This is a genomic window from Streptomyces sp. NPDC090499, assembly GCF_044769305.1.
Classification (GTDB): Bacteria; Actinomycetota; Actinomycetes; order Streptomycetales; family Streptomycetaceae; genus Streptomyces.
In genome coordinates this window covers 113,437-140,088 of the sequence record NZ_JBIVXP010000019.1, presented here as the reverse complement: position 1 = coordinate 140,088, position 26,652 = coordinate 113,437, and the positions used below count along the sequence as shown (strand labels likewise).

Genomic DNA, 26,652 nt, shown 5'->3' with positions numbered 1-26,652 from the left:
GCCCCTTATGGCTTGGTCAGCCCGAGCAGTCGGGCGGCGTTCTCCTTGAGGATCTTCGGCCGGACCTCGTCCTTGATCGGCAGCTTCGCGAAGTCGGCGAGCCACCGGTCGGGGGTGAGGACGGGGAAGTCGGAGCCGAACAGGACCTTGTCCTTGAGCAGCGTGTTGGCGTACTGCACCAGCTGCGGCGGGAAGTACTTCGGGGACCAGCCGGACAGGTCGATGTGCACGCCCGGCTTGTGGGTGGCGACGGCGAGGGCCTCGTCCTGCCAGGGGAACGACGGGTGCGCCAGGATGATCTTCAGGTGCGGGAAGTCGGCCGCCACGTCGTCCACGTGCAGCGGGTTGCTGTACTTCAGCCGGATCCCGCCGCCGCCCGGGACGCCGGCGCCGATGCCGGTCTGGCCGGTGTGGAAGAGGGCGATGGCGCCGGTCTCCTCGATCACCTCGTAGAGGCCGTAGGCCACCGCGCGGTCGTTCGGGAAGAACCCCTGGATGCTGGGGTGGAACTTGAAGCCCTTCACCCCGTACTCCTCGACCAGGCGGCGGGCCTGCCGTACCCCCGCCTTCCCCCGGAAGGGGTCGATCGAGGCGAAGGGGATCAGCACGTCCGCGTTGGCCGCGGCGGCCTCCGCGACCTCCTCGTTCGGTACCGGCACGGTGCCGGTGGCGGACTCGGCGTCCACCGTGAAGATCACGGCGGCCATGTCCCGCTCCCGGTAGTAGGCGGCCGTCTCCTCGATGGTCGGCTTCCGCTTCCCCTCGACCTTGAAGTAGGCGGCGGAGGCGTCGTGCAGGTCGTCGTCGAGGGAGGAGTGCCCGCGGGAGGAGACCTCGGCGTGCGTGTGGACGTCGATCGCGGTGAGGGCCTCGATGTCCATCACGCCTCCGGGAGCTTGGGCGCCGGGATGCCGACCGTCTGGAGTTCGGCGCCGACCGAGGTGGGGAAGGCGTCGGCCAGGGTGTCGGGGGTCCAGCCGCCGTCGGCGTAGGCCGCCCGGATCTCCTGGGGGTGCGACCAGAGTGCCACCTTGTCGCCGCCGATGCCGATGGCCTGGCCGGTGATCGAGCGGGCGGCCTCGGAGGCCAGGAAGGGGACGAGGGCCGCGCAGTCCTCGGGGGTGCCGAAGCCCTCGCCCTTGCGCAGGAAGCCGGGGAGCGGTTCGCCGTTCTTCATGGCCTCGATGTACGGCGCGAAGGCGGGGATGGTCTCGGTCATGGCGGTGGCGGCCACCGGGACGATCGCGTTGACGGTGATGCCCGCCCGGCCCAGCTCCATCGACCAGGTGCGGGCCATGGCGGCGATGCCGGCCTTGGCGGCGGCGTAGTTGGTCTGGCCGAAGTTGCCGCGCTGCCCGGCCGGGGAGCCGACCAGGATCAGGGTGCCGCCCTCGCCCTGCTCGCGCATCCGGACGGCGGCGGCGCGGGCGCAGGTGAAGGTGCCCTTGAGGTGGGTGGTGACGACGGCGTCGAAGTCGTCGTCGGTCATCTTCCACAGCACCTTGTCGCGCAGGATGCCCGCGTTGGTGACCAGGACGTCGAGGCGGCCGAACTCCTCGACGGCCCGGTTCACGAGCCGGTCCGCGGCCTCGGCGGTGCCGACCGGGACCACCTCGGCGACGGCGGTGCCGCCGGCCTCGGCGATGGACTTCACGGCCTGTTCGGCGACGGTCTCGTCCACGTCGTTGACGACCACCGAGGCGCCGTGGGCGGCGAGGGCGTGGGCATAGGCGAGGCCGAGGCCCCGGCCGCTGCCGGTGACGACGGCGGCCTTGCCGGTGAGATCGATGGTGGGCACGGTCGGTCCCTTCGCAGACGACGACGGTGGCCCTGGGCCACCTGCGGCTTTCGAGATCGAAGCTAAGAGCAATAATTGTTGTCGTCAATAGTTGTTGTCATCCTACGGGTGCCTCATGCTGGAATCTGTGCGACAGACCGCCCCGTCGCCGGGGCCCGGACCAGGGAGCCCGCCATCACCCGCCAGCACACCGAGAACCCGACCTCGATCGACGCGGACGAGCCGTGGATGCGCGGGCTGCACGCGGACACGGGCTACCTGCTGTACCGCCTGGGGCTGCGCTCGGGGCAGTTGTTCAACACGTTCCTGCAGGAGTCGGGGCTGCGGCTGCGCCACTACGCGGTGCTGCGTTTCCTCGCCGGCTCCGAGGGCTCGCTCCAGCGGGAGCTGAGCGCCCGGCTCGGCTACGACCCGAGCGCGATCGTCGGCCTGGTCGACGACCTGGAGAAGCTGGGCTTCGCCGAGCGGCGCCCCTCCCCCGACGACCGCCGCAGCCGGATCGTGGTGCTCACCGGGGCCGGCCGGGCGTTTTTGCGGGACACCGACGAGGCCGGCCAGCGGGTGACGAACGAACTGCTGAGCCCGCTGGACCCCGCCGAGCGGGCGACGCTCCACGCCCTGCTGCTGCGCGTCGCCGACCGGCCGTGACCACGGCCGCCCGCTCCGCGCCCGACCGGCTGCTCGCGGTGCTGGCCGCCTTCGACCACGGGCATCCGGCGCTCAGCCTCACGGACATCAGCCGCCGGGCCGGGCTCACCCTCACCACCGCGCACCGCCTGGTCGGCGCGCTCACCGCGTGGGGCGCGCTGGAACGGGACACGGACGGCTTCTACCACGTGGGACTGCGGCTGTGGGAACTGGCCGCGCTGGCGCCGCGCGGTCTCGCCCTGCGCCAGGTCGCGCTGCCCTACCTGGAGGACCTGTACGAGGCGACGCACGAGAACGTGCAGCTGGCGGTGCGGGACGGGTCGGACGTCGTCTACATCGAGTGGCTGTCGGGGCGTTCGGCGGTGGGCGTGCACATCCGGGTGGGCGCCCGCTGGCCGCTCCACGCGACCGGGGTGGGGCTCGCCCTGCTCGCGCACGAGACGCCCGGCTTCCAGCAGGACTACTGCGCGGGCCGGTTGACGTCCTTCACGCCGTACACCGTCACGGATCCGGACCGGTTGCGCCGCTCGCTGGCCGAGGTCCGGCGTACCGGTGCCGCGGTGAGCAGCCGGCAGGTCACCGACGACGCGCTGTCGGTGGCGGCTCCGGTGCGCGGGGCGACGGGACAGGTGGTCGCGGCGGTCTCGGTGGTGGTGCCCGAGGCCGACGCCCAGGTGCCGGTGCTGGTCCCGGCGGTGCGGCTGGCGGCCCGCGGGATCTCCCGGGCGCTGGGCTGGCAGCCGGACCGGACGGCGGGGCGGCCCGTGTAGCGTGTCCCGGTGACGACGAGCGAGGTGTACCGGGAACTGGGCGAGGCCGCCTGGACGTGGGTGCTGGGACAGGTGCGGGAGGACGAGGGTCCCTGGCTGCCGGAGACGGTGCCGGTGGAGGACACCGGGGAGCCGGCGCCCGACGAGGACCGGGACTCGCTGTACTCGGGGATCGCCGGACTCGCCCCGGTGCTGGCGGAGATCGCGCGGTACCGGCCGCTGAGCGGGCCCGAGCAGACACTGGCCGCCGGGATCGTGAACCGCCTGTCGGCGCAGGCCCCCGTCGTGACCGAGCCCTCGCTCTACCTCGGCCTGGCGGGCCACGCCACCGCGCTGCGGCTCCTCGCGCCGGGCAGCGAGGCGGCCGCGCTGCGGCGGCTGGCCGAGCTCGCGACCCCCGAGGGCTGGCGGACCACGACCGCGTTCGTGCCGGACTCCGACGCGCCCCTGAGCGACATCATCATGGGCGTCGCGGGCGTGGTCATGACGGCGGTCTGGGCGGGCGGCGAGTACGCGGAGCAGCTCGCGACGACCGGCGGCGAGGCCCTGCTGGCGATGGCCGACCGCACGGCGGCGGGCCTGGACTGGGGGATCTCGCCGGGCAGCGAGTCGCGGTGCCCGAACTACTCGCACGGCGCGGCCGGGGTGGGCGCCGCCCTGGCGGTGGCGGGCGCGGCGACGCACCGCGAGGACTTCGTCGCGGCCGCCGTGGACGCGGCCCGCCACGTCCTGTCCGTGGGCTCGCTCGCGGACGGCGGGTTCGTCGTCCCGCACACGATCCCGCCGTCGAAGCGGGAGGTGGAACCGGTGACGTACACCTGGTGCCACGGTCCGGCGGGCACCTCGCACCTGTTCACGGCGCTCGCCCACGCGGGCGTCCCCGAGGTGGCGGGGCATGCCGTCGGGGAGCTGCGGCAGCGCTGCCTGACCTCGATCCTCGCCTCGGGGCTCCCGGAGCGGCTGCGCCCCGGGTTCTGGGACAACGACGGCCGCTGCTGCGGGACGGCAGGCGTCGGGGACGTCCTCCTCGACGCGGCACAGGACCTCGCGGGCACCCCGGGGGCGGACCCGCTGGTGCGTGCCGCGGTACGGATGGGCGACGCGCTCGTGGAACGGGCGGTCAGGGACGCGGCGGGCGCCCGCTGGCGCTTCGTGGAGTACCGCATCGAGTCCCCGCTGCTGCCGCCGGGCACGTCGTGGATGCAGGGTGCGGCGGGTGTCGCGGCCTACCTGCTGCGCCTCGCCCGCTACCTCGACAGCGGCCCGGACGCCCCGGTCGTGGACCGCCCGGACCAGTGGTGGGCGGTCCCGGCGCGGGTGCGCGGCGAGGGGCCGGCCCCGGTCAGCTGACCGCCGCCGTCGCCGTGTAGGTCACCTCGTCGTCCCCGTGGTGGGCGGTGCCGCGGCAGGTGAGCGTCGTGGTGGTGGAGACCCGGGGGCGGGTGACACGCCAGTGGACCGTGAGGCGTTCGCCGGGGTCCAGGCGGGGCGCGGTGGCGGCGTCCCGGGCGTGGGCGGTCCAGCCGCTCGGGGTGTCGAGGGCGAGCCGGGCGGCGTTCCAGGGGCGGGCGGAGCCGTTGGCGAGCGTGGCGGTCACCGTGAACTCCGTTCCCCCGCCGCCGACTTCGAGGGTCACGCCGAACGGCTTGCGGGGGTAGGCCGGTGCCCATGACGCGTGCATCAGCTTCACCAGGGCGTCCGCACGGGCCGGCCGGGCGGCGGCCAGGTCGTGCTCCTCGCCGGGGTCCCGGGCCAGGTCGTACAGCTCCACGTCCCACTGGTCGTCCGGGGCGCGGCGGTTCTGGCCGGGTGCGAACCGGATCGCCTTGAGGTCGCCCTGCCGCAGGGCCTCGGAGAGCCGGTCGCCGCGGCCGTGGTCCGCGGCGTTCTGGCGGGCGGTGACGCCGTCGTGGTTGCGGTAGAAGTAGAGGCTGTCGTGGCGGGCGGGATCGGCGGAGCCGCGCAGGAGCGGGGCGATGGAGAGGCCGTCGACGTCCGCGGGGGCGGGCGCGCCCGCGAGCTCGGCGAGGGTGGGCAGCAGGTCGGTGAGCGGGGTGGGCCGGTCGGTGGTGCCGGCCTTGACGTGCCGCGGGGACCAGGCGATGAACGGGACGCGGATGCCGCCCTCGTACAGGTTCCGCTTGTAGCCGCGCAGCGGGCCGTTGCCGTCGAAGAGGTCGGGGTCGGTGCCCGCCTCCTCGTGCGGGCCGTTGTCGCTGGTGATCAGGACCACGGTGGTGTCGGCGAGGCCGAGCGCGGTGAGCTTGTCGGTGACGTCGCCGACGAGGGTGTCGAAGGTGGTGACCTGCGCCGCGTGCCGCTTGTTCGGCCCGGTCCAGGGGCGGTCGGCGTACGCGCCGACGTGCGGGTCCTTGCTGGGGGCGTGCGGCACGGTCGGGGCGAGGTAGAGCAGGAACGGCTCGTCGCGGTGGGTCTGGAGGAAGCCCAGGGCGCGTTCGGAGATGAGGTCGGGGGCGTAGACCTTCTGGGCGCCGGCCTGGTTGGCCGGGATCTCGTCGCGGGTGCCGTTGTGCCACAGGTACTCGGGGAAGTAGTCGTGGGCGTGGTGGTGGGTGAGGTAGCCGTAGAACTCCTCGAAACCACGGGCGTTGGGGTGGCTCGGCTGGTCCGGGGCGTTGGGGCCGAAGCCCCACTTGCCGATCAGGCCGGTGCGGTAGCCGAGCGCCCTGAGCGCCTCGGCGAACGTGAAGTCCTTCTCGGTGAGGGCGCCCTGGCCGCCGGGTCCCCAGGGGTTGGTGCGGATGGTCGCGTGTCCGCCGTGCAGGCCGGTGAGCAGCGAGCAGCGGGAGGGCGCGCACACCGGGGCGGGGGCGTAGGCCTGGGTGAAGCGCAGGCCCTCGGCGGCGAGGGTGTCCATGCGCGGGGTGTGCATCAGCTGCTGGCCGTAGGCGCCGACCTCGCCGTAGCCCAGGTCGTCGGCGAGGATCACGACGAAGTTGAGCCGGTCGGACGGGTGCTGCGCGGCCGGTGCCGCCACGGCGGGTTTGACGGTGTGCCGGGGCTGCGCGGCGGCCGGCTGTGCCGCGTCCCCGTCCTCGCACCCGGTGACCGCCGCGAGCGCGACGGGCGCGGCGGCGGCCCCGGTGAGGAAGCGGCGGCGACTGGGCATACGGTCCCCCGGTGTGACGGCGGCACATGGTCCTGGACCGATGGTGATCGCAGTCGTCCGTCCAGGACCATGCACACGCTGTGAACGCTCTGTTTCGACTCGTGAGAGGGAATTCCGGGGTCGGAGGTTCCCGCTCCGCGACGTCAGAATGATCACAGACGGGCGGGGACCGCGGTCACCTGGGTGCCGGTTCGGGTGCCCCCGTGCGGGGCACGGGCGTGTCGTCCTCCAGGGGGTGGGCGTACCGGCGGAAGCCGGGGACGTGCTCGGCCCGGCGCAGGGCGCCCCGGTAGAGGACCATGCCGTGCGCCGAGGTGCCGTCGTCGCGCCGGCAGACCAGGGGGATCCGGCGGGCGTCCCCCTCGTCGGTGACGAACAGGGCCACGTGCCCGTCGGCCGCGAGCAGGCTCATGCCGTGCCGCCCGGCGGCTCGGCGGCGAACAGCCGGCCGTACCCGGTGATCCCGTGGGCCGTGCCGGCCGCTCCGGCCAGGTGCAGGGCGTGCCAGAACAGGACCTGGTTGGCGGTCAGGACCGCGAAGCCCAGCTCCTGTTCCAGGGCGTCGACGACGCCCACCGCGCGGATGCCGTTGCCGGCCACGAGGACGGCGTCGGGCCGGTGCCCGGCGACCGTGGTGCGGATCCACTCGGAGAGCGCCCCGGGGGTGATCAGCTTCTGGTTGCTGGGCAGCCCGCACGGGCCGTGGTGGACGACGTCGAATCCCTGTTCGGTGAAGTAGTCGGCGCCGAGCCCGGAGAGCCGGTCGTCGAACCACGGCGGGTTGACGAGGGCGATCCGGCGGGTGGCGAGCGCGGTGAAGCCGGCCACGGCCGCCGTCGTGGTGCCGGTCAGCGGCAGCCCGCGGGTGACCCTGGCGAGCCGGGCGAACAGGTCCTTCTCGCCGGCCGCGCCGAGGACGTAGGCGGAGCTGGTGAAGCCCAGCGCGATCGCGTCCAGCGGGGCGGCGGCCAGCAGTTCCACCGCGTCGTCGATGTGCGGCGGCTCCACGAAGGCCCGCACCGGGTCGTGCGGGATCTTCGGGTCCATCTCGCCGCCGGCCCGCATCGCGCCGAAGTGGACGCGCGAGCCGTGCACGAACACGTCCTCGGGCGCGATCGCCTGGAACTCCGACTCCGGGCCGACGTCCGCGTGCGGTACGACCAGGCCGATGCGCGCCCGCGCCTCCCAGCCGTCCTGCTGCGCTCGGATGGTGCTCATCTCCGTGTCTCCTCGTGGTCCGGGGGGCGGGGGTGGTCGGGCCGCATCAGGCGGAGGCCTCGGCGGCCAGCGAGCCGCCGCGGACCGTGCCGGTGCCGTCGGCGTTCAGGAAGCCGGGGTGCTTGCGGCGCATGTTCGCCATCACGAACGCGTAGGGAACGTCGTCGAAGCCGCCGTGGTCGGTCAGGAACTCCATGCTCTGCCGGCCCTGGTCGTCGAAGGGGTGGTGCAGGCTGTCGGCGGTGCCGTCGAACTCCAGCGGCTTCATCCCGTACAGCCGGCACAGGATCTTGTTGAAGACCGGCGTGGCCTTGACCCACCTGCCGTCCAGGTGGACCGAGTTGAGGCCGTGGAAGAAGACGTCCCCGCCGATGTGGGCGCGCAGCCGGTCGGAGGCGAGGTGGTTGCGCACGTCGCCGTAGTGGACGCGGGCGGGAATGCCCACGGCCCGGCAGGCCCCCGCGTACAGCGCCGACTTGTGCAGGCAGAAGCCCTTGCGGGTGGCCGCGGTGTGGCTGGCGCGCAGGCCCTGCTCGGACAGGTCGGCGCCGTACACCTCGTAGAAGACGTCGTCGCGGACCGCGTGGTAGAGCTCGACGGCCAGCCGGCGCTTGTCCGCGCCGCGGTCGGAGACCGCCTCGTCGACGAAGGTCTGGACGGCCTCGCTCTCGTGGTCGAGGAAGTCGGTGGGCGCGGTGAGCCGGCGCAGGTCGTCCGGGGTGAGTACGTCCATGGTGGACCCTTTCGTCAGCTCCCGGCTCACAGGCCCAGGAGGGAGGCGATGCGGTTGCGCTGGATCTCGCTGGTGCCGGAGTAGACGGTGCCGCCGACCGCGTTGCGCACGTCCCGTTCGATGCCGGTGGCGGTGAGGTAGCCCTGGCCGCCGAAGATCTGGACGGCGTCGAGCGCGGTGCGCTTGTTGGCCTCGCTGACCACGGTCTTGGTGGCGGCGACGTCGATCGCGGCGTCCTGGCCCGCCGCCACCTTGGCGCCGGTGTCGGTGAGCCACTTGCGGGCCGTCTCCACCGCGATCTTCATGTCCGCGACCTTGTGCGAGACGCCCTGGAAGGCGCCGATCGGCTCGCCGAACTGGCGGCGGGACTTCGCGTACCTGACGACGCGCTCCAGCCGGTGTTCCATCTCGCCGAGCGTGAGGGAGAACGAGAAGAGGATCTCCCGCTTCATCACGTGGTCGAGGACCAGGAAGCCGGCGCCCTCCTGGCCGATGCGCCGGGTGGCGGGCACCCGCAGCCCCTCGAAGGTCACCTCGCTCAGCGGGGAGGTGCGCAGCCCCATCTTGCCGAGCGGCTCGCCGACCCGGAGGCCGGGGGTGTCCCGCTCGACCAGGAAGACGCTCAGGCCGAACGGGCCGGGCCTGCCGGTGCGTACGTACAGCAGGAACAGGTCGGCGATCGGGGCGTTGGTGATCAACGTCTTGCCGCCGTCGATGACGTAGTCGTCGCCGTCCCGGGTCGCGGTGGTGGAGATGTTCAGGGCGTCGGAGCCGTTGCCCGGCTCCGTGATGGCGTGCGCGGTGATCAGCTCGCCCGTGACGATCCGGGGCAGGAAGCGGTCCTTGAGCTCCTCGGAGCCGAACGCCTGCAGCGGGACGCCGACGCTGACGATCTGTGTGGAGGCGGAGAAACCGAGGCCCGCGTCGCGGCAGGTGTGCCCGAGGCCCTCCAGGGCGCGCATCGTGTCGGCCAGGGTGCCGCCGCGGCCGCCGTACCGCGTCTCGAACGGGACGGTGAGCAGTCCGGAGCGCCGGATCGTCTTCCACTTCTCCCAGGGGAACTCCGCCCGGGCGTCCCACTCCTCGACGTCGTGGTTGAGTTCGTCCGCCCAGGGGGCGACGAGGGTGTACGGGTCCGGTCCGGTGTCGGTGCCGGTGGTCCGCGGTGCGGACGGTGCGGGTGTCATGCGTTGTGCTGCCTTCCGGTACGTCGCTGGTCGGGGCCGGGGCCCGCGCCGCCGCCGGCGGGACGGGCCCCGGGTCGCGGAACTCAGTACTGGGAGAAGCCGTCGGGAGACAGCGTGTGCTTCTCGTCGCCGCGCAGGGCCGGACTGAACACGGATATGAGTCTCAGGTCCTCGTAGTCGGAGGCCACGAGATAGTGCGCGTCGTTCTCGTCGAGGGCGTAGATGGTGCCTTCGGCGATCTTGTAGCGTTCGCCGGACGCGGTGACGACCTCGCCGGAACCGCCCGTGCAGTAGCAGGCCTCCAGGTGGCGGCGGTACTGCAGGGCGCTCGTGGTGCCCTTGCGGACCAGCGTCTCGCACACGGTGAAGCCCATGCCGTCGGCCTCGGTGAGCAGGCGGTGGCTGGTGCCGTTGCCCCACTCGACGGCGGCGAGCTCGCTGGTGCTGCGGACGATCATTGCTGTCTCCTTGGGTGTGAGGGGTGCTTCCGGAGGATCTTTTGACGGCGCTCCGGGGGGATTCCGGGTTTTCCGCGGAAATCCGGAACCGGGTTCAGGCGGCGGTCTTCGTCGCGGTCTCGACGAATGCCGAAATGGCGCCGATGCTGCGGAAGTTGTCCGGGGTCAGCGGAATGTCGTCGATCGGGATCGAATAGGTCCGGGAGAGGTGCGAAACGATCCGGACCACGCCCAGGCTGTCGACCACTCCGTTGTCGATGAGGTCGAACTCGGCGGTCAGGTCTTCCGTGTCCTCTCCGTCGAGGAACTCGGCGACGACATAGCCGCGAATTTCGTCCGCCAGGGTGGTCATGCGGGATTTCCCTTCTGTCGTGCTGCCTTGATGAGGTTGCGGTCGGGTTTCCCGGTGGACGTGCGCGGCAGCGGGGCGTCGCCCACGTGCACCGAGGACGGGATGGCGTGGCGGGGCAGGCGCTCGGCGCTGTGCGAGCGCAGCCGCAGCGAGGTGAGCGTGGTGCCGGGCCGCCGCGTCACCTGGGCGTGCAGCCGGTAGCCGGCCTCCGGGTCGGGGATCGCCACCACGGCGGCCTCGGCGACCTCGGGGTGCGCCGCCAGGACGTTCTCGACCTCCTGCACGTTGGTCCGCACCCCGCGGACCTTGACCTGGAAGTCGGTGCGCCCCTGCAGCCAGTGCAGGCCGTCGGCGTCCCGGGTGACGAGGTCGCCGGTGCGGTAGAAGACCTCGTCGCCGCCGTCGGGGGCGGGCACGAACACCCCTTCGTTGCGGGAGCGTTGCAGGTAGCCGGCGGTCTGGAACGGTGTGGTCACGAGGAGTTCACCGGTGCCGGGGCCGTCGAGGACCCGGCCCTCGCCGTCCAGCAGCAGGGCCCGCACCCCGGGCAGCGGCCGGCCGATGGGGGTGCGCTCGCCGGCGGTCGCCGGGTCGGCTTCGTGGCCGAAGCTGTCGTTCGTCTCGGTGCACCCGAAGACGTTGTGGAAGCCGGCGCCGGGGAAGGCCGTGCCGAGCTGCCGCAGCAGTGTCTGCGGCAGCGCGTCGCCGGTGAAGATCACCGTGCGGACCGCCGGATGCACGGCACCGTCCTGGACGAGCAGCCGGTGCAGCATCGGCACGCCCTGGACGAAGGTGACCTCGTGCCGGGCGAGCAGGTCCTGCAGGTGGCGGGCGTCCGCGCTGGACTCCTGCTCGACGAGGACGGTCCGGGCGCCCAGCCGCAGGGCGGTCCACACGTCGAGCAGGGAGAGGTCGAAGTTCAGCGGTGCGTAACTGAGCAGCGTGTCCTGCTCGGTGAGGCCGAACCGGCCGGTCGCCCAGTCGGCGAACCGGTCGAAGCCGTCGCCGGGGACGGGCACGATCTTCGGCGTACCGGTGGAGCCGGAGGTGGTGAGCAGCAGGGGTGCGGCCGCGGGGTCCACGGCGTCGAAGTCCCGGGCGGCCTGCTCGTCGGGCGTGACCGGGGCGGTGTCGAGCACCCCCTGCTCGTCGACGGTCAGTGTCCGGGAGCACCGGGCCTGCGCGGCGAGCTCCGCACGGGCGGCGGGGCCCAGCTCGGGCGAGGGCGCCAGGACCGCGTGGCCGGCCCTGAAGGCGCCGATGACCAGGGCGATCGTCTCCGGCGTCTTGTGTGCGGGCACGCACAGCGGCTGCCGCCGGTCGAGGCCGAGTCCCTCCAGGGCGGCGGCCAGGTCCTCGGCGAGGCCGACCAGCTCGCGGTAGGTCACCCGGCGCCCGCCGCGGACCAGGGCCACCTGGTCGGGCCGGCGCCGGGCGTGCGCTTCGAGCGCGTCGAAAAGGCGTGGTGATGGCATAGTTTCCCCCACTTCGTGCACCTGTCCATGTGACAGCGACATGCCCAGGGGGGTGACGGCGCCAGAGTCGCGCCCAAGAACCCGCGGAGCCCGGCAGCCATCAGCTCGGCCGGCTCCGCATCACTCCCCCGTGATCGATCCGCGACTAACCGTACATGCGATGCATGCAGAGTCAAGCATGTAAATGGGCCCGGCATCAGTGATGCACATCACCGGTCATCGCGCATATGAGAGCGTCAAGTTTGCTTGATGAACTATGTGTTTCAGACCGTTGAAACGGCTTTCGCCGAGGTGTCGCAACGCTTAAGGAAAGGTGCGCCGCACGCAGCCGGGAGTTCACCCGCGCACCGGCCGCCGGAAGCGCGAACGCCGAAAGCCGTCCCGGAGGACGGCTTTCGGCAGGCGGTTCCCGGCGGGTTCCGTCCGGGCGGGGCCGGACGGTGCGGCGACGGGGCTCAGAGGGCGCTGCGCAGCGCCTGGACGGTACCGGCCAGCTCAGCGGTGCCGCCGGCGGTGTTCAGCGCCGCACTGAGGACCTCGGAGTAGGTACCGCGGGCGTCGGTGTAGCGCCGCCTGCCGTCGTCGGTGATGACGGCGTAGACGCCGCGCTTGTCGTCGGGACACAGGTCCCGCAGCGCGAAGCCGGCCGCGAAGAGCCGGCCCACCAGGCGCGTCACCGAGCTCTGCCCGAGCCCGACCTTGTCGGCGAGTTCCTGCATGCGCAGCTCGCCGTCCTTGGCCTGCACGAGACACTCCAGGGCCCGGAACTCGGACAGGCCTATGCCGTGCCGGCGCTGCAGGGCCTGGGTGAGCTGGCGCTCCACGTGCGCGTGCAGGGCGAGGACCCTCCCCCACATGGCCTGGTCGGACGAGGCGGCCGACGCATAGGTGATCGTGGTCGTCATGGGCAGCTCCCTCTCAGGCGGCGCGTTGACAACAAGATACATGTTCATGCAAGCTTTAGCCGTTCGCTCGATCCGTCCAGTGGATCTTGCGCAGGCGAAAAACATGCACGTACAAACAACTATCGAGGGTCTCATGCCCGGCACCAACGCGTCCAAGGGCTCAGCCCGTCCGTTGTGCTCCGGCTCCACATGTCCATCCGAGTCGAGGAGCGACGATGTCACCCACCGAGATCCCGGAGAGCGAGCTGGCCGAGTACGCCCGTGAGGCGGTACGGATCAGCCGCGAACACGTCGCCGAGGGCGGTATCCCGTTCTCCGGTGTGGTGGTCAACGACGGCCAGGTCCTCGGCACCGGCTTCAACCGGGTGCACGAGGACAGCGACCCCACCGCCCACGCGGAGGTGGTCGCGCTGCGCGCCGCCGCCGCCAAACACGGGCTGCACGCCACCGCCGGGGCCACACTGATCGCCTCCGGCGAACCGTGCGCCCTGTGCTACATGGCGTCGCTGTACTTCCGGGTCGGCCACATCGTCCACGTGGCCGACCGCAGGACGGCCGCCCGGTACGGCTTCGACTACTCCGGGTCGTACTCGGTCTTCGCCGAGGACCCGGCGGACTGGCAGATCAAGGTCACCTCGCTGCGGCTCCCGGAAGGGACGCAGCCGTTCGAAGAATTCCTCGCCCGCAACCGGAGGCGGCTGTGACCGGCACGGAAACCAGCAGGGTCGGCATCAAGGTCTGGTCGGACTACGTCTGTCCGTTCTGCATGCTGGCCGAGGGCCCGCTGCACGAGGCGACCCACGACCTCGACGTCGAGATCGAGTGGATGCCGTTCGAACTGCGGCCCCACCCCACCCCGACGCTGCGGCCGGAGGACGAGTACCTGCCCGCGATCTGGGCCCGCTCGGTCTATCCGATGGCCCGCCGGATGAACGTGGACATCACCCTGCCCACGGTTTCACCGCAGCCGTACACCCGGCTGGCGTTCGAGGGCTACCGGTACGCGGCCGAGCACGGCAGGGGCGCGGAGTACACCCCGCGGGTGCTGCGGGCCTTCTTCCAGGAGAACCGGGACATCGGCAGGCTGGACGTGCTCGCCGCCGTCGCCTCCGAACTGGGCCTGGACGAAGCCGCTTTCACGGCGGCGCTGACGGACGGGACCTACACCGAGTCCCACCGGGCGGCGCTGCGGACCGCCGCGGCGTACCGCGTCTCCGTCGTGCCCACGCTCGTCATCGGCGAGAGCCACCGCATCGAGGGCGTGCCCACCGCGGCCCAGGTCCGCAAGGCCGTGCTCGACACCCAGGCCGAACAGGCCGTCGCCCGCGGTGCCGCCTGCGGCATCGACGGCTGCTGAACCGACGACTGCTGAACCGACGGCTGCAGACGGACCGCCGTCCGGCCCGGCAGCGGGTTCCCGGCAGCCGGCCGCACCACCACCTCACGTCCCGGCGGACCACCGCTCGGTCGCGCCCATCGAACGAAAGGAAAGCCCATGCAGTGGCTCTACCTCGCCATCGCGGACATCTTCGAGATCACCGTGGCCATCGCGGCCGGCAAGGCCGAAGGCTTCAAGAACCGCAAGTGGACCGTCGTGACCCTGCTCAGCGGTGCGATCGGGACCTACTTCCTCAGCAAGGCCCTGCTGACCTTCAACGTCGGTGTCGGCTACGCCATCTGGACGTCCGTCGCCGGCGTGGGCATCACCCTGCTCGGCGCAGCCGTCTTCGGCCAGCGCCTGGACTGGCGCAAGGCCCTCGGCATCGCCGTGATCATCACCGGGGTCGTCGGCCTGCAGCTCAGCGGTGCCGCCTGAGGAACCCCGCCGCCGCCCGCCCCCCCGTTTCCGTGAAAGGACGCACTCCCATGCCCAACACCGGCCGCTCCTCAGCCAACGCCTGGCTCGTACTTCTCCTCGCCGGAGGGTTCGAGGTCGGCTACGCGCTCTCCGTCGGCGGCAGCCACGGCTTCACCCGCCTGACGTGGTCGCTGGTCGCCGTCGTGTTCTTCCTGCTGACGCTCTGGGCGCTGAGCGTCTCCCTGCGCACCATCGACGTCGGTATCGGCTACGCCGTCTGGGCCGGGATCGGGTCGGCCGGCGCGGCACTGCTGAGCCCCGTCTTCTTCGACGAGTCGCTCACCCCGGTCCAGGCCCTGTGGCTGGGCGTCATCATCGTCGGGGTGGTGTGGCTCAAGCTCGCCGACCGGCCGCAGGACACCCCGGAGCCCCTCGACACCGTTCAGGACACCCGCACGACCGACGCCCGGCTGCAGGAGACGCAGGGCGCGGAGCGCTGACGGGGCGCCGGGCAGGTTCCGGGCCGTCGCCGCCGACGAGCGGCGACGGCCCGCGGCCGCGCGGCCGCCGCCCCGGGCCTCCGGCCGCTCAGGAGGCCAGCCCCGCCCGCAGCCGCCGGTCGCGCGGGGCATGGGTGCGGTCGAGGCGGGCGTCGAGGAGCCGCCGTGCCGCCTCGCAACGCCCGTCCGCCACCAGGGTGTACAGCAGGGTCTCCTCCACCACCTCCCGCTGGGCCGCGCTGCCACCGACCCGGCGCAGCACCGGCAGCAGCGCGTCGAGCCCCCGGGCAGCCTCCTGGAAACGCTCCTCGACGAGCGCCGCGAACGCCTCGCACAGCGGGGCGATCACCTCGCGCTGCACGTCGTCGGCGCCGGCGGCGTGATCGCGCAGCCGGCGCAGCGCGGCCAGGTCCCCGGCGGCGGTGAGGGCGACGGCCGCGTGCAGGGCGGTGAACGCGGTCTGCGGCCGCTCCAGCACGTCGCGCTGCACCGCCTCCAGCACCCCGGCGACCGGGAAGTCGCCCTGCCAGCTGCCGCTCACCCGGGCCCGCCACAGCAGCGACCCGGAGTCGACCAGGGCCCGTACCCCGCTCACCACCCGGCCCGGCGCGAGCTGTGCGAACCACCGCCTGCGGACGGCATCCGGGTCGTCGAGGGCGAGTTCGTGCAGGGCGATGTGCCAGGAGAAGTGGGCTCGGTGCACCGCCCCCCGGCCGCGTCCGGACACCCAGCCGTCGAGCCAGTCCCGGCCCGCCTCGTGCGCCCCGGACTCGTAGTGGACGTGCGCCAGGGCGTGCACCGCGTGCCCGGAGGCCGGTTCGGCGGCCAGCGCGCGGTGGGCCAGTTCGCCCGCCTCGTGCAGCCGACCCTGCTCCTGGCGCAGGAAGGCCAGCAGCGAGGTGTGGAACCAGTGCCCGTCGTACGCGGGCGAGGTCAGGTCGAGCAGCCTGAGGGCGTCGTCGTCCTGCAGGTCGCTGACCCCGGAGAAGGCGATGGTCGGCACGGCCGCCGCGAGCGCCAGCGCGTCGCCCCGGTGCGCGCGCAGGTGCCGTACGAGTGCCTCGTCGCCGTCGTCACCGGTCACCCGGCGGGTGATCACGTCCACGAAGGATCGCTCGCGTTCGTCCGCGCGTTCGCGGGCGCTGCGCTGGGCGTCGGCGAGGGCGCGGGGCACGTCGACGGCGGCGGCGCACTCGTGGCCGAGCAGGGCGAGGGCCGCGTGGCCGAGGGCGAAGCCGGGGTCCAGGGCGACCGCGCGGGCGAAGGCGTCCTCGGCACCGGAGCGCACCTTGAGGACCCGGTCCAGGCCGCTGCGGTAGGCGGTGGCCGCCTCGGCGTGCGTGGACAGCGGCAGCCCCTGACCGTCCACCGGCCGCCGCGAGCCCCGCCGGCGCGCCGGGAGCGGCAGCAGCCGCTGGGCCAGCTCGGCCGCCTGGACGCGGATCTCGGGGATCGCCGTGGTCTCCCACAACTCGCCCCGGCGCGGGGCACCGAGGGTGTACAGGGGGCCGGCGATGCCGTCCCGGGTGTCGGCGAGCTGTCCGTCGTGGGTGGCCACGCCCATGCCCAGCGGGCCGGGGGCGGCCAGACCGGCGGCGAACAGGGCCCGCCACAGGGGGGCGTCGAGGCGGCGCCCCGGGCCGGTGCAGTCCACCACCCAACCGGCTTGCAGCACCTGCCCGTCGGACAACTCGACGGCCAGCGGGCCGGCTTCGGTCTCCGTGGCGCGCAGCACCGTGCCGGTGTGGACGTGCAGGCGCCGCGCGGTGCGGGCACGGGAGACGTGTTCGGCGGTGGCGGGGGCCATGCGGTGGCGGTGGGTGTTCCACAGCGCGCCCTCGCGGGCCAGGAACTCCTCGCGCTCCTCGGGGGTGAGGCTGCGCCAGAGCCGGGCGGTGTGCGGGCGGAGGCTGTCCAGGCCGGGGCGCCAGTCGCCGTGGGTGCGCACCGAACGGCTCACATGGCGGTAGACCGCGCGCCGGAGCCGGCCGAGCGAGGTGTCGTCCAGGCCGTCGGGGGCGGGCATCGCGCCCGCCGGGCCGAGGGCGTGCGGCTGGGGCAGCAGCCCGCTGCGGGAGAGCGCGTGCACGGTGCGGCCGGGGCGGTCGAGGGTGAGGGCGAGGTCGACGGCGGTCAGGCCGGTGCCCACCAGGAGCACGTCGTCGGGGCTGTCCCGTACCCGGTCCAGGGCCTCCGGCGCCCACGGGTTGCCGACGAAGCGGGGCGAGGAGCGCAGGGCGGGCGGGGCCCAGCCGGCGCTCGCCCCGGCGGGGCCGGTGGCGAGGACCGCGCTGTCCACCGCCAGGGGTCCCCCGTCGGCGAGGTGGAGTTCCACCCGGCCGTCGGGGGTGCCGGTACAGCTCTCCGCGAGGGTGCGCAGCCGGCGCACGGCGACCGTGCCGTGGGCGCGGACGACGGCCTGGCCGAGGGTGTCGGCGAGGTAGGCGCCGAAGCGGTAACGGGTGGCGAAGTCGGCGCCGGTGACGGCGGGTTCACCGTGCCGGCAGAGCCAGCGGACGAAGTGCCCGGGGTCGTCGGGGTAGGCGCTCATGTTTCCCGCGGGCACGTTGAGCCGGTGCCGGGGGTCGCGGGTGGCGTAGGCGGTGCCGCGGCCCGCCTCCGGGGCCGGGTCGATCAGGACGAGGTCGAGCGGAGTCCGGCGGCGGTGCGCCGTCTCGCAGAGCTGGACGGCGGTGAGGGTGCCCGCCGCGCCTGCTCCCACGATGGCCACGGTGTGCCGCTTGCGGACGTCAGTCACGGAATACCTCCGGCGGGTCGGCTTACTGCTTCTGCACTGTTCCGAACTGTTCCGAACTATTCCGATCGGACAGGTGGGGAAGCCAGGCCGGGCAGGTGATCTCACGGGAAACTCAGGCCGCCGGTCGGGCGTTCATACTCTGTTCACGATCGGCGGGCGGGACAACCCGGGTTCCGGCCGACTCGCCCCGGTCCGCAGCGGATTGCCCGTGACCGCGCAGGGTGGTCTGCGGGCTCCTCATCGGAATCTCAGCGGGCACCCCCGTGATTCAAAGGAACCACCCATACAACCGACGCAGGATGCCCTGACACAGGTGGACAAGTCAGGAAGGCGTGTCGTGGGCGTCCAGCACATATCGAACGGGTCCGGACGGCAGCCGGGGAAGTGGTCCCGGCGCGGGATCCTCGCGGTTCTCGGCGCGGTGCCCGCGGGGGCGGCGCTGGCCGGATGCAGTTCCTCCGCGGACGCCTCGGCCGGCACCGGCGGCAAGGGTGCCACGGCCTCCGTGAAGTCCGCGACCAAGAAGGCGACGATCACGGTCACGCCCGTCTCCGGCACCACGAAGGCCGACTTCACCACCCCGGTCGAGGTCACGGTGGCCGACGGCACGCTGGCCTCGGTGACCGTCGCGGGCAACGACGGGTCGGCCCTCGCGGGGACCTTCAACGACGCGAAGACGAAGTGGACGTCGGCGAAGAACCCCTTCTCCGGCACGAAGTACACCGTGACGGCGAAGGCGCAGGGCGCGGCCGACGAGACCGTGGCCACCTTCACCACGAAGTCCCCCGGCGAGACGTTCATCGGCTACTTCACGCCGGAGGCGGACTCCACGTCCGGCGTCGGCATGCCGGTGTCGATCAACTTCACGCATGCGGTCGCGGACCGGGCGGCGGTGCAGAAAGCGATCACGGTGACCGCCGAGCCGGAGGTCGAGATCGTCGGGCACTGGTTCAGCGACACCCGGCTCGACTTCCGCCCGGAGACGTACTGGGCGAAGGGCACCAAGATCACGCTGAGCCTCGAACTGAAGGACGTGGAGGGCTCGGACGGCGTCTACGGCGTCCAGTCGAAGGACGTCACCTTCCACATCGGCCGCGAGCAGATCAGCACCGTCGACCTGTCCACCAAGGAGATGGTGGTCAAGCGGGACGGCGCCACCCTGGCCACCTACCCCGTCTCGGGCGGCAACGCCCAGCACACCACCTGGTCCGGGATCATGGTGATCAGCGAGCGGTTCAAGCAGACCCGGATGGAGTCCTCCACGGTCGGTCTCGGCGACGAGTACGACATCTCCGACGTCCCGCACGCCCAGCGCCTGACCACCTCCGGCACCTTCGTGCACGGCAACTACTGGGCGTCCACCTCGGTCTTCGGCCACGAGAACACCAGCCACGGCTGCGTGGGCCTGCACGACGCCAAGGGCGCGAGCGACTCCTCGGTGGCCGGCTACAAGTTCTACGACAGCTCGATCCTCGGCGACGTGGTGATCGTCAAGAACTCCGGCGAGAAGACCGTCGAGGCCTCCAACGGCCTCAACGGCTGGAACCTGTCCTGGGCGGACTGGAAGGCGGGCAGCGCGGTCTGAGGCTTGCCCCGCAACGCCTGGCCGCAGTTGGGACGCCCCCGCTCGAAGATGGTATTCAGGCAGGCGGCAGTGGCTGCGGTCGGGCAGACGTGGTGATGCCGGGGACCGTCCGACAGGGCGCCGACCCGTCGAAATCCTGTACCTCGCCGTCGGCTGCGATGGCAGTAGGAGCTCGTCTCGTTCGGGCCTGCCTCCGTCTGTCGGCGGCCACCGACAGGCGTGCCTGTCAGGGGTCGGCGTGCCTCGGCATACGATGCCGGGATGCACGGAGACAGCCCACGGCGTGCTCGCGCCCTCCTGATCAACGGCACCGTCGGTGTGGGCAAGACAACCGTCGCCGCAGCGGTGGGTGGCCTTCTCGCCGAGGCCGGAGTCCCCCATGCTGTGCTCGACCTTGACTGGCTGAGCCAGTCGTGGCCGCCTCCTCCAGGTGACCGATTCAACTTCGGGATGCTGCTGCGGAACCTGCGCAGCACCGCCGCCAACTACCTTGATGCGGGAGCCACACGCCTGGTACTCGCCGGCGTGGTCGAGGAACACGACGAGCGCAAGCAGCTGGCCGATGCCGTGGGCGTCGATCTCACGGTGTGCCGGCTGAGGGCCGAACTGCCGGTCATTCACGAGCGTCTGGCCCACCGCCACGACAGCGAGCCCGAAGCACTGCGATGGCACCTTGACCGGTCCGCTGAACTGGACAGCATCCTCAGTCGGTCCATGGTCCACGATTTCACCGTGGACACCACCACCGGCTCCGTCCCCGCCGTCGCTGCATCCGTGCTCCAGGCAGCCGGCTGGCAGTGACCACGAGGCCGCCGGTCCGTTCCGTCGGGGACCTCCCGGTACGGGGCGAGCGCGCTCGGCTCCCGCCGTGCTCCGCAAGCTGGAGGCAGGGCTCGCGGTGATCGGGGACGTCCGGTTCCTGCGGGGGTACCAGGTCCTGCTCGTGGACGATCCGTCGGTGCAACGGCTCGCGGAGCTTCCGAAGGACAGGCGGCTGGCATTACCTTCGGGAAGTAATCGGTTCGCGCCCCGTTGCAGCCGCGTTCTACGCTGCGCGCCATGGCAAAGGCACCCGTTCTCACCCCCCGGGCGGACGACTTCCCCCGCTGGTACCAGGACCTGGTCGGCAAGGCCGAACTGGCTGACAACGGGCCGGTGCGCGGCACCATGGTCATCCGACCGTACGGCTACGGCCTGTGGGAGCGGATGCAGCAGGAACTCGACGCCCGGATCAAGGCGGCCGGCGCCCAGAACGCGTACTTCCCCCTGTTCATCCCGCAGTCGTACCTGACCAAGGAAGCCGAGCACGTCGAGGGCTTCGCGCCCGAGCTGGCCGTCGTCACCCACGGTGGCGGCAAGGAGCTGGAAGAGCCCGTCGTCGTCCGCCCCACCTCCGAGACGATCGTCAACGACTACTTCTCCAAGTGGGTGCAGAGCTACCGCGACCTGCCCCTGCTGATCAACCAGTGGGCGAACGTGGTCCGCTGGGAACTCCGGCCGCGCGTGTTCCTTCGTACGACGGAGTTCCTGTGGCAGGAAGGCCATACGGCACACGCCACCTACGAGGACGCCCGGGACTACGCCGCGCGCATCCACCGGGAGGTGTACGCCGACTTCCTGGAGAACGTCCTCGCCATGGACGTCGTACCGGGCCGCAAGACGGTCAGGGAGCGGTTCGCCGGCGCGATCAACACGCTCACCCTGGAGGGCATGATGGGTGACGGCAAGGCCCTCCAGATGACGACCAGTCACGAACTGGGCCAGAACTTCGCCAAGGCGTTCGCGACGCGGTACCTGTCGAAGGACGGCCGCGAAGAGTACGTCTGGCAGACGTCCTGGGGTTCCACGACCCGGATGGTCGGCGCACTGGTGATGATGCACGGCGACGACGACGGCCTCCGCGTCCCGCCGCGTCTGGCCCCGGTCCAGGTGGTCGTCGTGGCCGTCAAGGGCGACGACGCGGTCCTGGCGACGGTCCGTGAGATCGGGGACCGGCTGAGGACGGCCGGCATCCGGGTACACGTCGACGACCGCGTCGACACACCCTTCGGCCGCCGCGCGGTCGACTGGGAGCTCAAGGGGGTCCCGGTACGCATCGAGGTCGGACCGCGCGACGTGCGGAGCGGTACGGCCGTACTGGTCCGCCGCGTGGCGGGAAGCAGGGAGCCGACGCCGACCGGGGCACTGTCCGAGCTCCTGCCCAAGGTCCTGGAGGACGACCAGGCGCTTCTGCTGGCGCAGTCCCGTGCGCGGCGCGAGGACCGCACCGTCGAGGTGACCACGGTCGAGGAGGCCGCGGAGGCGGCGAGCACCGGCTGGGCGCGCATCGCCTGGGAGACGCTGGGTCTGGAGGGCGAGGCGAGGCTCGCCGCACAGGGAGTGACCGTGCGGTGTCTGGTCGCCGCGGACGGTTCCGTTCCCGAGCGCGACGACCAGCCGGGGAACGTCGCTGTCGTGGCACGCGCCTACTGACCCCGGCAGTTCGACGGCACCGTGGTGACGCGCTGGTCGTCGGCCTGCCCGGTCGCCCGGCGAGCGACTTCACCACCTGAACTCGGTTGAGAAACAAGGAGATTCCTTGCTTTAACTCTTGACGGCCGCAGGCACGGAGAGCACATTGGGCCCACTTTGAGAGCGCTCTCAACCGGCCCGGCCGCTCCGGGCGCTCCCGGAGACCCACCCGCGCACCCCCTCCGTACCCGAGAGGCACCCCCATGAGTGAAACCTCCGGTATATCCCCTGCGGACCACAGACGGCGGCGCCCGCTGCGCCGTGCCCTGCTCGCCGCGCTCGCCACCATGGGCCTGGCGGTGGCGGCCGCCACGACCGCCGCGCTCCCCGCCAACGCCTCGGCCCCCTCCGTCCCGTCCGGCTGGAGCCAGGTCTTCCTCGACGACTTCAACGGCTCGGCCGGCACCGGCGTCAGCACCTCCAACTGGCAGTACGACACCGGGACTTCCTATCCCGGAGGCGCCGCCAACTGGGGCACCGGCGAGGTCGAGACGATGACGTCGTCCACCACCAACGTCGCCCTGGACGGCAGCGGCAACCTGAAGATCACGCCGGTGCGGGACGCGGCCGGCAACTGGACGTCGGGCCGGATCGAGACCACCCGCACCGACTTCCAGCCCCCGGCCGGCGGCAAGCTGCGGGTCGAGGCCCGCATCCAGATGCCGAACGTCACCGGCACCGCCGCCTACGGCTACTGGCCCGCGTTCTGGATGCTGGGCGCGCCCTACCGGGGCAACTACCAGAACTGGCCGAGCGTCGGCGAGCTGGACATCATGGAGAACGTGCAGGGCCTGAACAAGGTCTGGGCGACCATGCACTGCGGCACCAACCCCGGCGGCCCCTGCAACGAGACGACGGGCCTGGGCAATTCGACGGCCTGCCCCAACACCACCTGCCAGTCCGGCTTCCACACCTACACCATGGAGTGGGACCGCTCGGTGAGCCCCGAGGCGATCCGCTTCTACGTCGACGGCGTCAACTACCAGACGGTGACGTCCAGTCAGGTCGACGCCACCACCTGGGCGAACGCCACCAACCACGGCTTCTTCGTGATCCTGAACGTGGCGATGGGCGGCGGCTTCCCGGACGCCTTCGGCGGCGGTCCGACCAGCGCCACCGAGTCCGGCCACCCGATGGTCGTGGACTACGTCCAGGTGCTGTCGGCCAGTGGGAGCGGTACCACCACCCCGCCGACCGGCAACCGTGACGCGTACAGCGCCATCCAGGCGGAGTCCTACGACAGCCAGTCCGGTGTCACCGCCGAGACCACCACCGACACCGGCGGCGGCCAGGACATCGGGTACGTGGCCAACGGCGACTGGGCGCTCTACAAGGGCGTCGATTTCGGCTCCACGGCCGCCACCCAGTTCTACGCCCGGGTGGCGAGCGGCGCGGCCGCCGGGGTGAGCGGCCAGGTCCAGGTCCGCCTCGACAGCCCCTCCAACTCCCCCGTCGGCAGCTTCTCGGTCGCCAACACCGGCGGCTGGCAGACCTGGACGACCGTCCCGGCCAACATCAGCTCGGTGACGGGCACCCACGACGTCTACCTGACCTTCAGCAGCGGCCAGTCGGCGGACTTCGTGAACGTGAACTGGTTCGACTTCGGCCACTGACGGCCGAGGGGTCCACGCGGCGCCGGAGGGGTCTCCCTCCGGCGCCGTCGCCGTGTCAGCGCAGCTCCGCCCGGAACGCCACCGGTGTCTGCCCGGTGTGCAGGTGGAAGAACTTGGAGAAGTTCGCCGCGTCCGGGAAGCCGACCGCCGCGCCGACCCGGCCGATCGGCAGGTCGGTGTGGGCGAGGAGGCGCTTGGCCTCCAGGACGACCCGCTTGTCGATGAAGCCCTTGGGGGTCTCCCCCGTGGCGGCGCGGACCGCGCGGACCAGGGTGCGGCGGGAGTAACCGAGGCTGTCGGCGTAGGCGCTGACGCTGTGATTTGCGGCGAAGTCCTTCTCCACCGCGTCCCGGAACAGGGTGAAGGTCGTGTCGGCCTGGCGGCGGGCCGCCTCCGCCGAGGTGGCCGCGAGATGGGCGAGGCGCAGGAGAGACGCCGTCAGGGAGTGCCGCAGCACCGAGGTGTGCAGGCTCAGGGGGAGGGTTTGGGTGTCCTCGTACTCGCGTTGCAGATGGGCGAGCGAGGCCTGGAGCGCGGCGAGTTGCGGGGCGTCGGGGCGCAGCAGGGGCGGCAGGTCGTAGCGGTAGAGGCCGGTCGCCTCGACGGTGGCGCGCGGCAGGAATCCGGGCTGCATGGTCAGGACGGTTCCGCGGTACTCGCAGGTCCGCGAGAAGCGGTGCACCTGGCCGGGGCGGATCCACAGCAGGTCGCCGGCGTGTGCCTCGTACTCGGCGAAGTCGATCATGTGGCGGACGGGGCCCCCGGTGAAGAGCATGACCACGTGGAAGTCGATGCGGTGGACGCGCTCAAGGGGGGCGTCGGCGTGCCACAGGCGTTCCGTCCCCATCGGGCCGACCTGGATGCCGACGCCGCCGACGCTCAGATCCACCGGGAAGGGGAAGGTCCTGATTCCGTCACCGTCGGCCGCCCCGTCGGGCGTTCTGTCCGCCATGTCCTTCTCGTGCCGTCCCTGTCGAAGATCCGTGTCCCACTTTCACCACAGGCTGACACACCCCGACCTTCCCTCCCAAAAGTCAGACTTTTACTTTTGAACGCGTCAGGTCAGCCAGAACGCTTCGAACGAGGACTTCTTGAAGATGAGCACGCAGACATCGGTAGGCGTCGACGACGGCTTCGAGTGGACCGACCTCGACCGGCGGGCCGTGGACACGGCGCGCCTTCTCGCGGCCGACGCGGTACAGCAGGTCGGCAACGGGCACCCCGGCACCGCGATGAGCCTGGCCCCGGCCGCGTACACGATCTTTCAGAAGGTGATGCGCCACGACCCGGCCGACCCCGAGTGGACGGGCCGGGACCGTTTCGTCCTCTCCCCCGGGCACACCTCGCTCACCCTCTACACCCAGCTGTTCCTCGCCGGGTACGAGCTGGAGCTGGAGGACCTCAAGGCCTTCCGGACGCACGGGTCGAAGACGCCGGGCCACCCGGAGTACGGGCACACGGCCGGCGTCGAGACCACCACCGGGCCGCTCGGCCAGGGCGTCGCCAACGCCGTCGGGATGGCCATGGCCGCCCGCTACGAGCGCGGTCTCTTCGACCCCGAGGCCGCCGAGGGCGCCTCCCCCTTCGACCACACCATCTGGGCGATCGTCTCCGACGGCGACCTGGAGGAGGGCGTCTCGGCCGAGGCCTCCTCGATGGCCGGCCACCAGAAGCTCGGCAACCTGGTCTTCGTCTACGACGACAACCACATCTCCATCGAGGGCGACACCGCGACCGCCTTCTCCGAGGACGTCCTCAAGCGGTACGAGGCCTACGGCTGGCACACCCAGCGCATCGAGCCGACCGCCGAGGGCGACGTCGACGTGCACGCCCTGCACGCGGCCCTGAAGGCGGCCCAGGCGGAGACCGAGCGGCCGTCCATCATCGCCATGCGCACGATCATCGCCTGGCCGGCCCCGAACGCCCGGAACACCGAGGCCTCCCACGGCTCCGCGCTCGGCGCCGACGAGGTCGCCGCCACCAAGCGCGTCCTCGGCTTCGACCCGGAGCGGAGTTTCCAGGTCGACGCCGACGTGCTGGCGCACACCCACCGGGCCCTGGACCGGGGCGCCGAGGCGCACGCGGCCTGGGACAAGCGCATCGCCGAGTGGCGGACCGGGAACGCGGAGCACGCGCGGCTCTTCGACCGGGTCGTGGCCGGCCAGCTCCCCGAGGGCTGGGAGTCCGAGATCCCGGTCTTCGAGGAGGGCAAGGCGGTCGCCACCCGCGCCGCCTCCGGCAAGGTCCTCCAGGCGCTCGGCCCGGTGCTGCCCGAGCTGTGGGGCGGCTCCGCCGACCTCGCGGGCTCCAACAACACCACCATCGACAAGACCTCCTCCTTCCTGCCGAAGGGCAACCCGCTGCCCGAGGCCGACCCGTACGGCCGTACCGTCCACTTCGGCATCCGCGAGTTCTCGATGGCAGCCGAGATGAACGGCATCGCCCTGCACGGCAACACCCGGATCTACGGCGGCACCTTCCTGGTCTTCTCCGACTACATGCGCAACGCCGTCCGCATGTCGGCGCTCATGCAGCTCCCGGTGACGTACGTCTGGACGCACGACTCGATCGGCCTCGGCGAGGACGGCCCGACCCACCAGCCGGTCGAGCACCTGGCCGCGCTGCGCGCCATCCCGGGCCTGAACGTCGTCCGCCCGGCCGACGCCAACGAGACCGCGGCGGCCTGGGCCGAGATCCTGAAGAGGCACGCCACCCACCCGGCCCCGCACGGGCTCGCGCTGACCCGCCAGGGCGTGCCGACGTACGCGCCGAACCCGGACGCGGCCAAGGGCGGCTATGTGCTGCGCGAGTCGTCGACCGAGACCCCGGAGGTGGTCCTGATCGCCACCGGTTCCGAGGTGCACCTCGCCGTCGAGGCGCGCGACCTCCTGGAGGCCGAGGGGATCGGCACCCGGGTGGTGTCGATGCCGTCCGTGGAGTGGTTCGAGGAGCAGCCCCGCGAGTACCGCGAGAGCGTCCTGCCGCCGGCCGTCAGGGCGCGGGTCGCCGTGGAGGCCGGGATCGGCCTGACCTGGTACCGCTTCGTGGGCGACGCCGGCCGGATCGTCTCCCTGGAGCACTTCGGCGCCTCCGCCGACGCGAAGACCCTGTTCGCCGAGTTCGGCTTCACCGCCGAGCACGTGGCCGCGGCGGCCCGCGAGTCCCGCACGGCCGCCCGTACCGCCTGATTCGCCAGCCAGAAACAGTTCAGTA

25 protein-coding genes are annotated in these 26,652 nt (G+C 72.1%); 12 read left to right on the top strand and 13 right to left on the bottom strand.

Features of this window, described 5'->3' with window-relative positions; all coding sequences use genetic code 11:
- Nucleotides 1-5 precede the first annotated feature (5 nt).
- Nucleotides 6-881 (bottom strand): amidohydrolase family protein, encoded by an 876-nt coding sequence (locus ACIQVL_RS42185; RefSeq protein WP_403478120.1) that lies wholly within the window; start codon nt 879-881, stop codon nt 6-8.
- On the bottom strand, nt 881-1,798 hold the full coding sequence (locus tag ACIQVL_RS42180; protein ID WP_403440408.1) for an SDR family NAD(P)-dependent oxidoreductase: 918 nt from the start codon (nt 1,796-1,798) through the stop codon (nt 881-883). Before ACIQVL_RS42180 ends, ACIQVL_RS42185 begins: the two co-directional genes overlap by 1 nt.
- A 228-nt stretch (nt 1,799-2,026) precedes the next feature.
- Between ACIQVL_RS42180 and ACIQVL_RS42175 the strand changes: the two genes are divergently transcribed.
- Genes ACIQVL_RS42175 through ACIQVL_RS42165 form a run of 3 tightly spaced genes read left to right on the top strand, consistent with a single transcriptional unit; the run spans nt 2,027 to nt 4,566 of the window.
- Nucleotides 2,027-2,446, top strand: a complete 420-nt coding sequence (locus ACIQVL_RS42175) for a MarR family winged helix-turn-helix transcriptional regulator (protein WP_403440551.1) — start codon at nt 2,027-2,029, stop codon at nt 2,444-2,446.
- On the top strand, nt 2,443-3,216 hold the full coding sequence (locus ACIQVL_RS42170) for an IclR family transcriptional regulator (RefSeq protein ID WP_403440405.1): 774 nt from the start codon (nt 2,443-2,445) through the stop codon (nt 3,214-3,216). The genes ACIQVL_RS42175 and ACIQVL_RS42170 overlap by 4 nt, the downstream gene beginning before the upstream one ends.
- A gap of 9 nt (nt 3,217-3,225) precedes the next feature.
- Nucleotides 3,226-4,566, top strand: a complete 1,341-nt coding sequence (locus ACIQVL_RS42165; RefSeq protein WP_403478119.1) for a lanthionine synthetase LanC family protein — start codon at nt 3,226-3,228, stop codon at nt 4,564-4,566.
- Here ACIQVL_RS42165 and ACIQVL_RS42160 read toward each other — a convergent pair.
- From ACIQVL_RS42160 to ACIQVL_RS42120, 9 genes are all read right to left on the bottom strand, one after another.
- A complete protein-coding gene (locus tag ACIQVL_RS42160; RefSeq protein WP_403440400.1) occupies nt 4,559-6,346 on the bottom strand; it encodes a sulfatase-like hydrolase/transferase in 1,788 nt (595 codons plus the stop codon). The genes ACIQVL_RS42165 and ACIQVL_RS42160 overlap by 8 nt on opposite strands.
- Before the next feature lie 175 nt (nt 6,347-6,521).
- Nucleotides 6,522-6,758, bottom strand: a complete 237-nt coding sequence (locus tag ACIQVL_RS42155; protein WP_403440397.1) for a DUF6253 family protein — start codon at nt 6,756-6,758, stop codon at nt 6,522-6,524.
- Nucleotides 6,755-7,564, bottom strand: a complete 810-nt coding sequence (locus ACIQVL_RS42150) for a maleate cis-trans isomerase (RefSeq protein WP_403440394.1) — start codon at nt 7,562-7,564, stop codon at nt 6,755-6,757. Before ACIQVL_RS42150 ends, ACIQVL_RS42155 begins: the two co-directional genes overlap by 4 nt.
- 46 nt (nt 7,565-7,610) lie before the next feature.
- Nucleotides 7,611-8,297, bottom strand: a complete 687-nt coding sequence (locus ACIQVL_RS42145; protein ID WP_403478118.1) for a transglutaminase family protein — start codon at nt 8,295-8,297, stop codon at nt 7,611-7,613.
- A 26-nt stretch (nt 8,298-8,323) separates the two neighbouring features.
- Nucleotides 8,324-9,484 carry an acyl-CoA dehydrogenase family protein gene (locus tag ACIQVL_RS42140; protein WP_403478117.1) on the bottom strand — a complete coding sequence of 387 codons (1,161 nt, stop codon included), beginning with the start codon at nt 9,482-9,484 and terminating at the stop codon, nt 8,324-8,326.
- 83 nt (nt 9,485-9,567) lie between these two features.
- Nucleotides 9,568-9,942: an ectoine synthase gene (locus ACIQVL_RS42135; protein WP_403440387.1), complete on the bottom strand. Its 375-nt coding sequence runs from the start codon at nt 9,940-9,942 to the stop codon at nt 9,568-9,570.
- Nucleotides 9,943-10,036: 94 nt separating this feature from the next.
- On the bottom strand, nt 10,037-10,294 hold the full coding sequence (locus ACIQVL_RS42130) for an acyl carrier protein (protein ID WP_403440385.1): 258 nt from the start codon (nt 10,292-10,294) through the stop codon (nt 10,037-10,039).
- Nucleotides 10,291-11,769 (bottom strand): AMP-binding protein, encoded by a 1,479-nt coding sequence (locus ACIQVL_RS42125; protein WP_403478116.1) that lies wholly within the window; start codon nt 11,767-11,769, stop codon nt 10,291-10,293. The genes ACIQVL_RS42130 and ACIQVL_RS42125 overlap by 4 nt, the downstream gene beginning before the upstream one ends.
- A 455-nt stretch (nt 11,770-12,224) precedes the next feature.
- A complete protein-coding gene (locus ACIQVL_RS42120; protein ID WP_403440381.1) occupies nt 12,225-12,674 on the bottom strand; it encodes a MarR family winged helix-turn-helix transcriptional regulator in 450 nt (149 codons plus the stop codon).
- Nucleotides 12,675-12,889: 215 nt separating this feature from the next.
- Between ACIQVL_RS42120 and ACIQVL_RS42115 the strand changes: the two genes are divergently transcribed.
- The 4 genes from ACIQVL_RS42115 to ACIQVL_RS42100 all read left to right on the top strand — a co-directional run bounded on the left by ACIQVL_RS42115 (nt 12,890) and on the right by ACIQVL_RS42100 (nt 14,972).
- Nucleotides 12,890-13,378, top strand: a complete 489-nt coding sequence (locus tag ACIQVL_RS42115; protein WP_403478115.1) for a nucleoside deaminase — start codon at nt 12,890-12,892, stop codon at nt 13,376-13,378.
- Complete coding sequence (locus ACIQVL_RS42110; RefSeq protein ID WP_403478114.1) at nt 13,375-14,031, top strand: DsbA family protein; 657 nt, start codon at nt 13,375-13,377, stop codon at nt 14,029-14,031. Before ACIQVL_RS42115 ends, ACIQVL_RS42110 begins: the two co-directional genes overlap by 4 nt.
- 138 nt (nt 14,032-14,169) lie before the next feature.
- Entirely contained in the window at nt 14,170-14,490 is a 321-nt protein-coding gene (locus tag ACIQVL_RS42105; protein WP_351716761.1) for an SMR family transporter, read from the top strand.
- A gap of 50 nt (nt 14,491-14,540) precedes the next feature.
- Nucleotides 14,541-14,972, top strand: coding sequence for a DMT family transporter (locus tag ACIQVL_RS42100; protein ID WP_403440373.1), 432 nt, complete (start codon nt 14,541-14,543; stop codon nt 14,970-14,972).
- Between the two features lie 88 nt (nt 14,973-15,060).
- On the opposite strand, the gene ACIQVL_RS42095 is transcribed toward ACIQVL_RS42100, so the two are convergent.
- Nucleotides 15,061-17,730: an FAD/NAD(P)-binding protein gene (locus ACIQVL_RS42095; protein ID WP_403478113.1), complete on the bottom strand. Its 2,670-nt coding sequence runs from the start codon at nt 17,728-17,730 to the stop codon at nt 15,061-15,063.
- Between the two features lie 337 nt (nt 17,731-18,067).
- On the opposite strand from ACIQVL_RS42095, the gene ACIQVL_RS42090 reads away from it, so the two are divergent.
- From ACIQVL_RS42090 to ACIQVL_RS42075, 4 genes are all read left to right on the top strand, one after another.
- Entirely contained in the window at nt 18,068-19,315 is a 1,248-nt protein-coding gene (locus ACIQVL_RS42090; RefSeq protein WP_403478112.1) for an Ig-like domain-containing protein, read from the top strand.
- A gap of 261 nt (nt 19,316-19,576) precedes the next feature.
- A complete protein-coding gene (locus tag ACIQVL_RS42085; protein WP_403440365.1) occupies nt 19,577-20,116 on the top strand; it encodes an AAA family ATPase in 540 nt (179 codons plus the stop codon).
- Between the two features lie 258 nt (nt 20,117-20,374).
- The gene (gene proS / locus ACIQVL_RS42080) at nt 20,375-21,787 is read left to right on the top strand and encodes a proline--tRNA ligase (protein ID WP_403478111.1); all 1,413 of its coding nucleotides are present in this window, start codon (nt 20,375-20,377) and stop codon (nt 21,785-21,787) included.
- A gap of 242 nt (nt 21,788-22,029) precedes the next feature.
- On the top strand, nt 22,030-23,439 hold the full coding sequence (locus ACIQVL_RS42075) for a glycoside hydrolase family 16 protein (protein ID WP_403440361.1): 1,410 nt from the start codon (nt 22,030-22,032) through the stop codon (nt 23,437-23,439).
- Between the two features lie 55 nt (nt 23,440-23,494).
- Here ACIQVL_RS42075 and ACIQVL_RS42070 read toward each other — a convergent pair whose 3' ends face one another.
- Nucleotides 23,495-24,391 (bottom strand): helix-turn-helix domain-containing protein, encoded by an 897-nt coding sequence (locus tag ACIQVL_RS42070; protein WP_403478110.1) that lies wholly within the window; start codon nt 24,389-24,391, stop codon nt 23,495-23,497.
- A gap of 145 nt (nt 24,392-24,536) precedes the next feature.
- Here ACIQVL_RS42070 and tkt point away from each other — a divergent pair, with 145 nt between their 5' ends.
- Nucleotides 24,537-26,627: a transketolase gene (gene tkt / locus ACIQVL_RS42065; RefSeq protein ID WP_403478109.1), complete on the top strand. Its 2,091-nt coding sequence runs from the start codon at nt 24,537-24,539 to the stop codon at nt 26,625-26,627.
- The last annotated feature ends 25 nt before the right edge of the window (nt 26,628-26,652 follow it).

Excerpts from the sequence above, each read along its gene's own strand:
- ACIQVL_RS42185 (WP_403478120.1), bottom strand. The coding sequence starts at position 881 with ATGGACATCGAGGCCCTCACCGCGATCGACGTCCACACGCACGCCGAG.
- ACIQVL_RS42150 (WP_403440394.1), bottom strand. The coding sequence starts at position 7,564 with ATGAGCACCATCCGAGCGCAGCAGGACGGCTGGGAGGCGCGGGCGCGC.
- ACIQVL_RS42130 (WP_403440385.1), bottom strand. The coding sequence starts at position 10,294 with ATGACCACCCTGGCGGACGAAATTCGCGGCTATGTCGTCGCCGAGTTC.
- ACIQVL_RS42115 (WP_403478115.1), top strand. The coding sequence starts at position 12,890 with ATGTCACCCACCGAGATCCCGGAGAGCGAGCTGGCCGAGTACGCCCGT.
- ACIQVL_RS42125 (WP_403478116.1), bottom strand. The coding sequence starts at position 11,769 with ATGCCATCACCACGCCTTTTCGACGCGCTCGAAGCGCACGCCCGGCGC.
- ACIQVL_RS42085 (WP_403440365.1), top strand. The coding sequence starts at position 19,577 with ATGCACGGAGACAGCCCACGGCGTGCTCGCGCCCTCCTGATCAACGGC.
- ACIQVL_RS42145 (WP_403478118.1), bottom strand. The coding sequence starts at position 8,297 with ATGGACGTACTCACCCCGGACGACCTGCGCCGGCTCACCGCGCCCACC.
- tkt (WP_403478109.1), top strand. The coding sequence starts at position 24,537 with ATGAGCACGCAGACATCGGTAGGCGTCGACGACGGCTTCGAGTGGACC.
- ACIQVL_RS42175 (WP_403440551.1), top strand. The coding sequence starts at position 2,027 with ATGCGCGGGCTGCACGCGGACACGGGCTACCTGCTGTACCGCCTGGGG.
- ACIQVL_RS42105 (WP_351716761.1), top strand. The coding sequence starts at position 14,170 with ATGCAGTGGCTCTACCTCGCCATCGCGGACATCTTCGAGATCACCGTG.
- ACIQVL_RS42120 (WP_403440381.1), bottom strand. The coding sequence starts at position 12,674 with ATGACGACCACGATCACCTATGCGTCGGCCGCCTCGTCCGACCAGGCC.
- ACIQVL_RS42140 (WP_403478117.1), bottom strand. The coding sequence starts at position 9,484 with ATGACACCCGCACCGTCCGCACCGCGGACCACCGGCACCGACACCGGA.
- proS (WP_403478111.1), top strand. The coding sequence starts at position 20,375 with ATGGCAAAGGCACCCGTTCTCACCCCCCGGGCGGACGACTTCCCCCGC.
- ACIQVL_RS42155 (WP_403440397.1), bottom strand. The coding sequence starts at position 6,758 with ATGAGCCTGCTCGCGGCCGACGGGCACGTGGCCCTGTTCGTCACCGAC.
- ACIQVL_RS42135 (WP_403440387.1), bottom strand. The coding sequence starts at position 9,942 with ATGATCGTCCGCAGCACCAGCGAGCTCGCCGCCGTCGAGTGGGGCAAC.
- ACIQVL_RS42075 (WP_403440361.1), top strand. The coding sequence starts at position 22,030 with ATGAGTGAAACCTCCGGTATATCCCCTGCGGACCACAGACGGCGGCGC.
- ACIQVL_RS42070 (WP_403478110.1), bottom strand. The coding sequence starts at position 24,391 with ATGGCGGACAGAACGCCCGACGGGGCGGCCGACGGTGACGGAATCAGG.
- ACIQVL_RS42100 (WP_403440373.1), top strand. The coding sequence starts at position 14,541 with ATGCCCAACACCGGCCGCTCCTCAGCCAACGCCTGGCTCGTACTTCTC.
- ACIQVL_RS42160 (WP_403440400.1), bottom strand. The coding sequence starts at position 6,346 with ATGCCCAGTCGCCGCCGCTTCCTCACCGGGGCCGCCGCCGCGCCCGTC.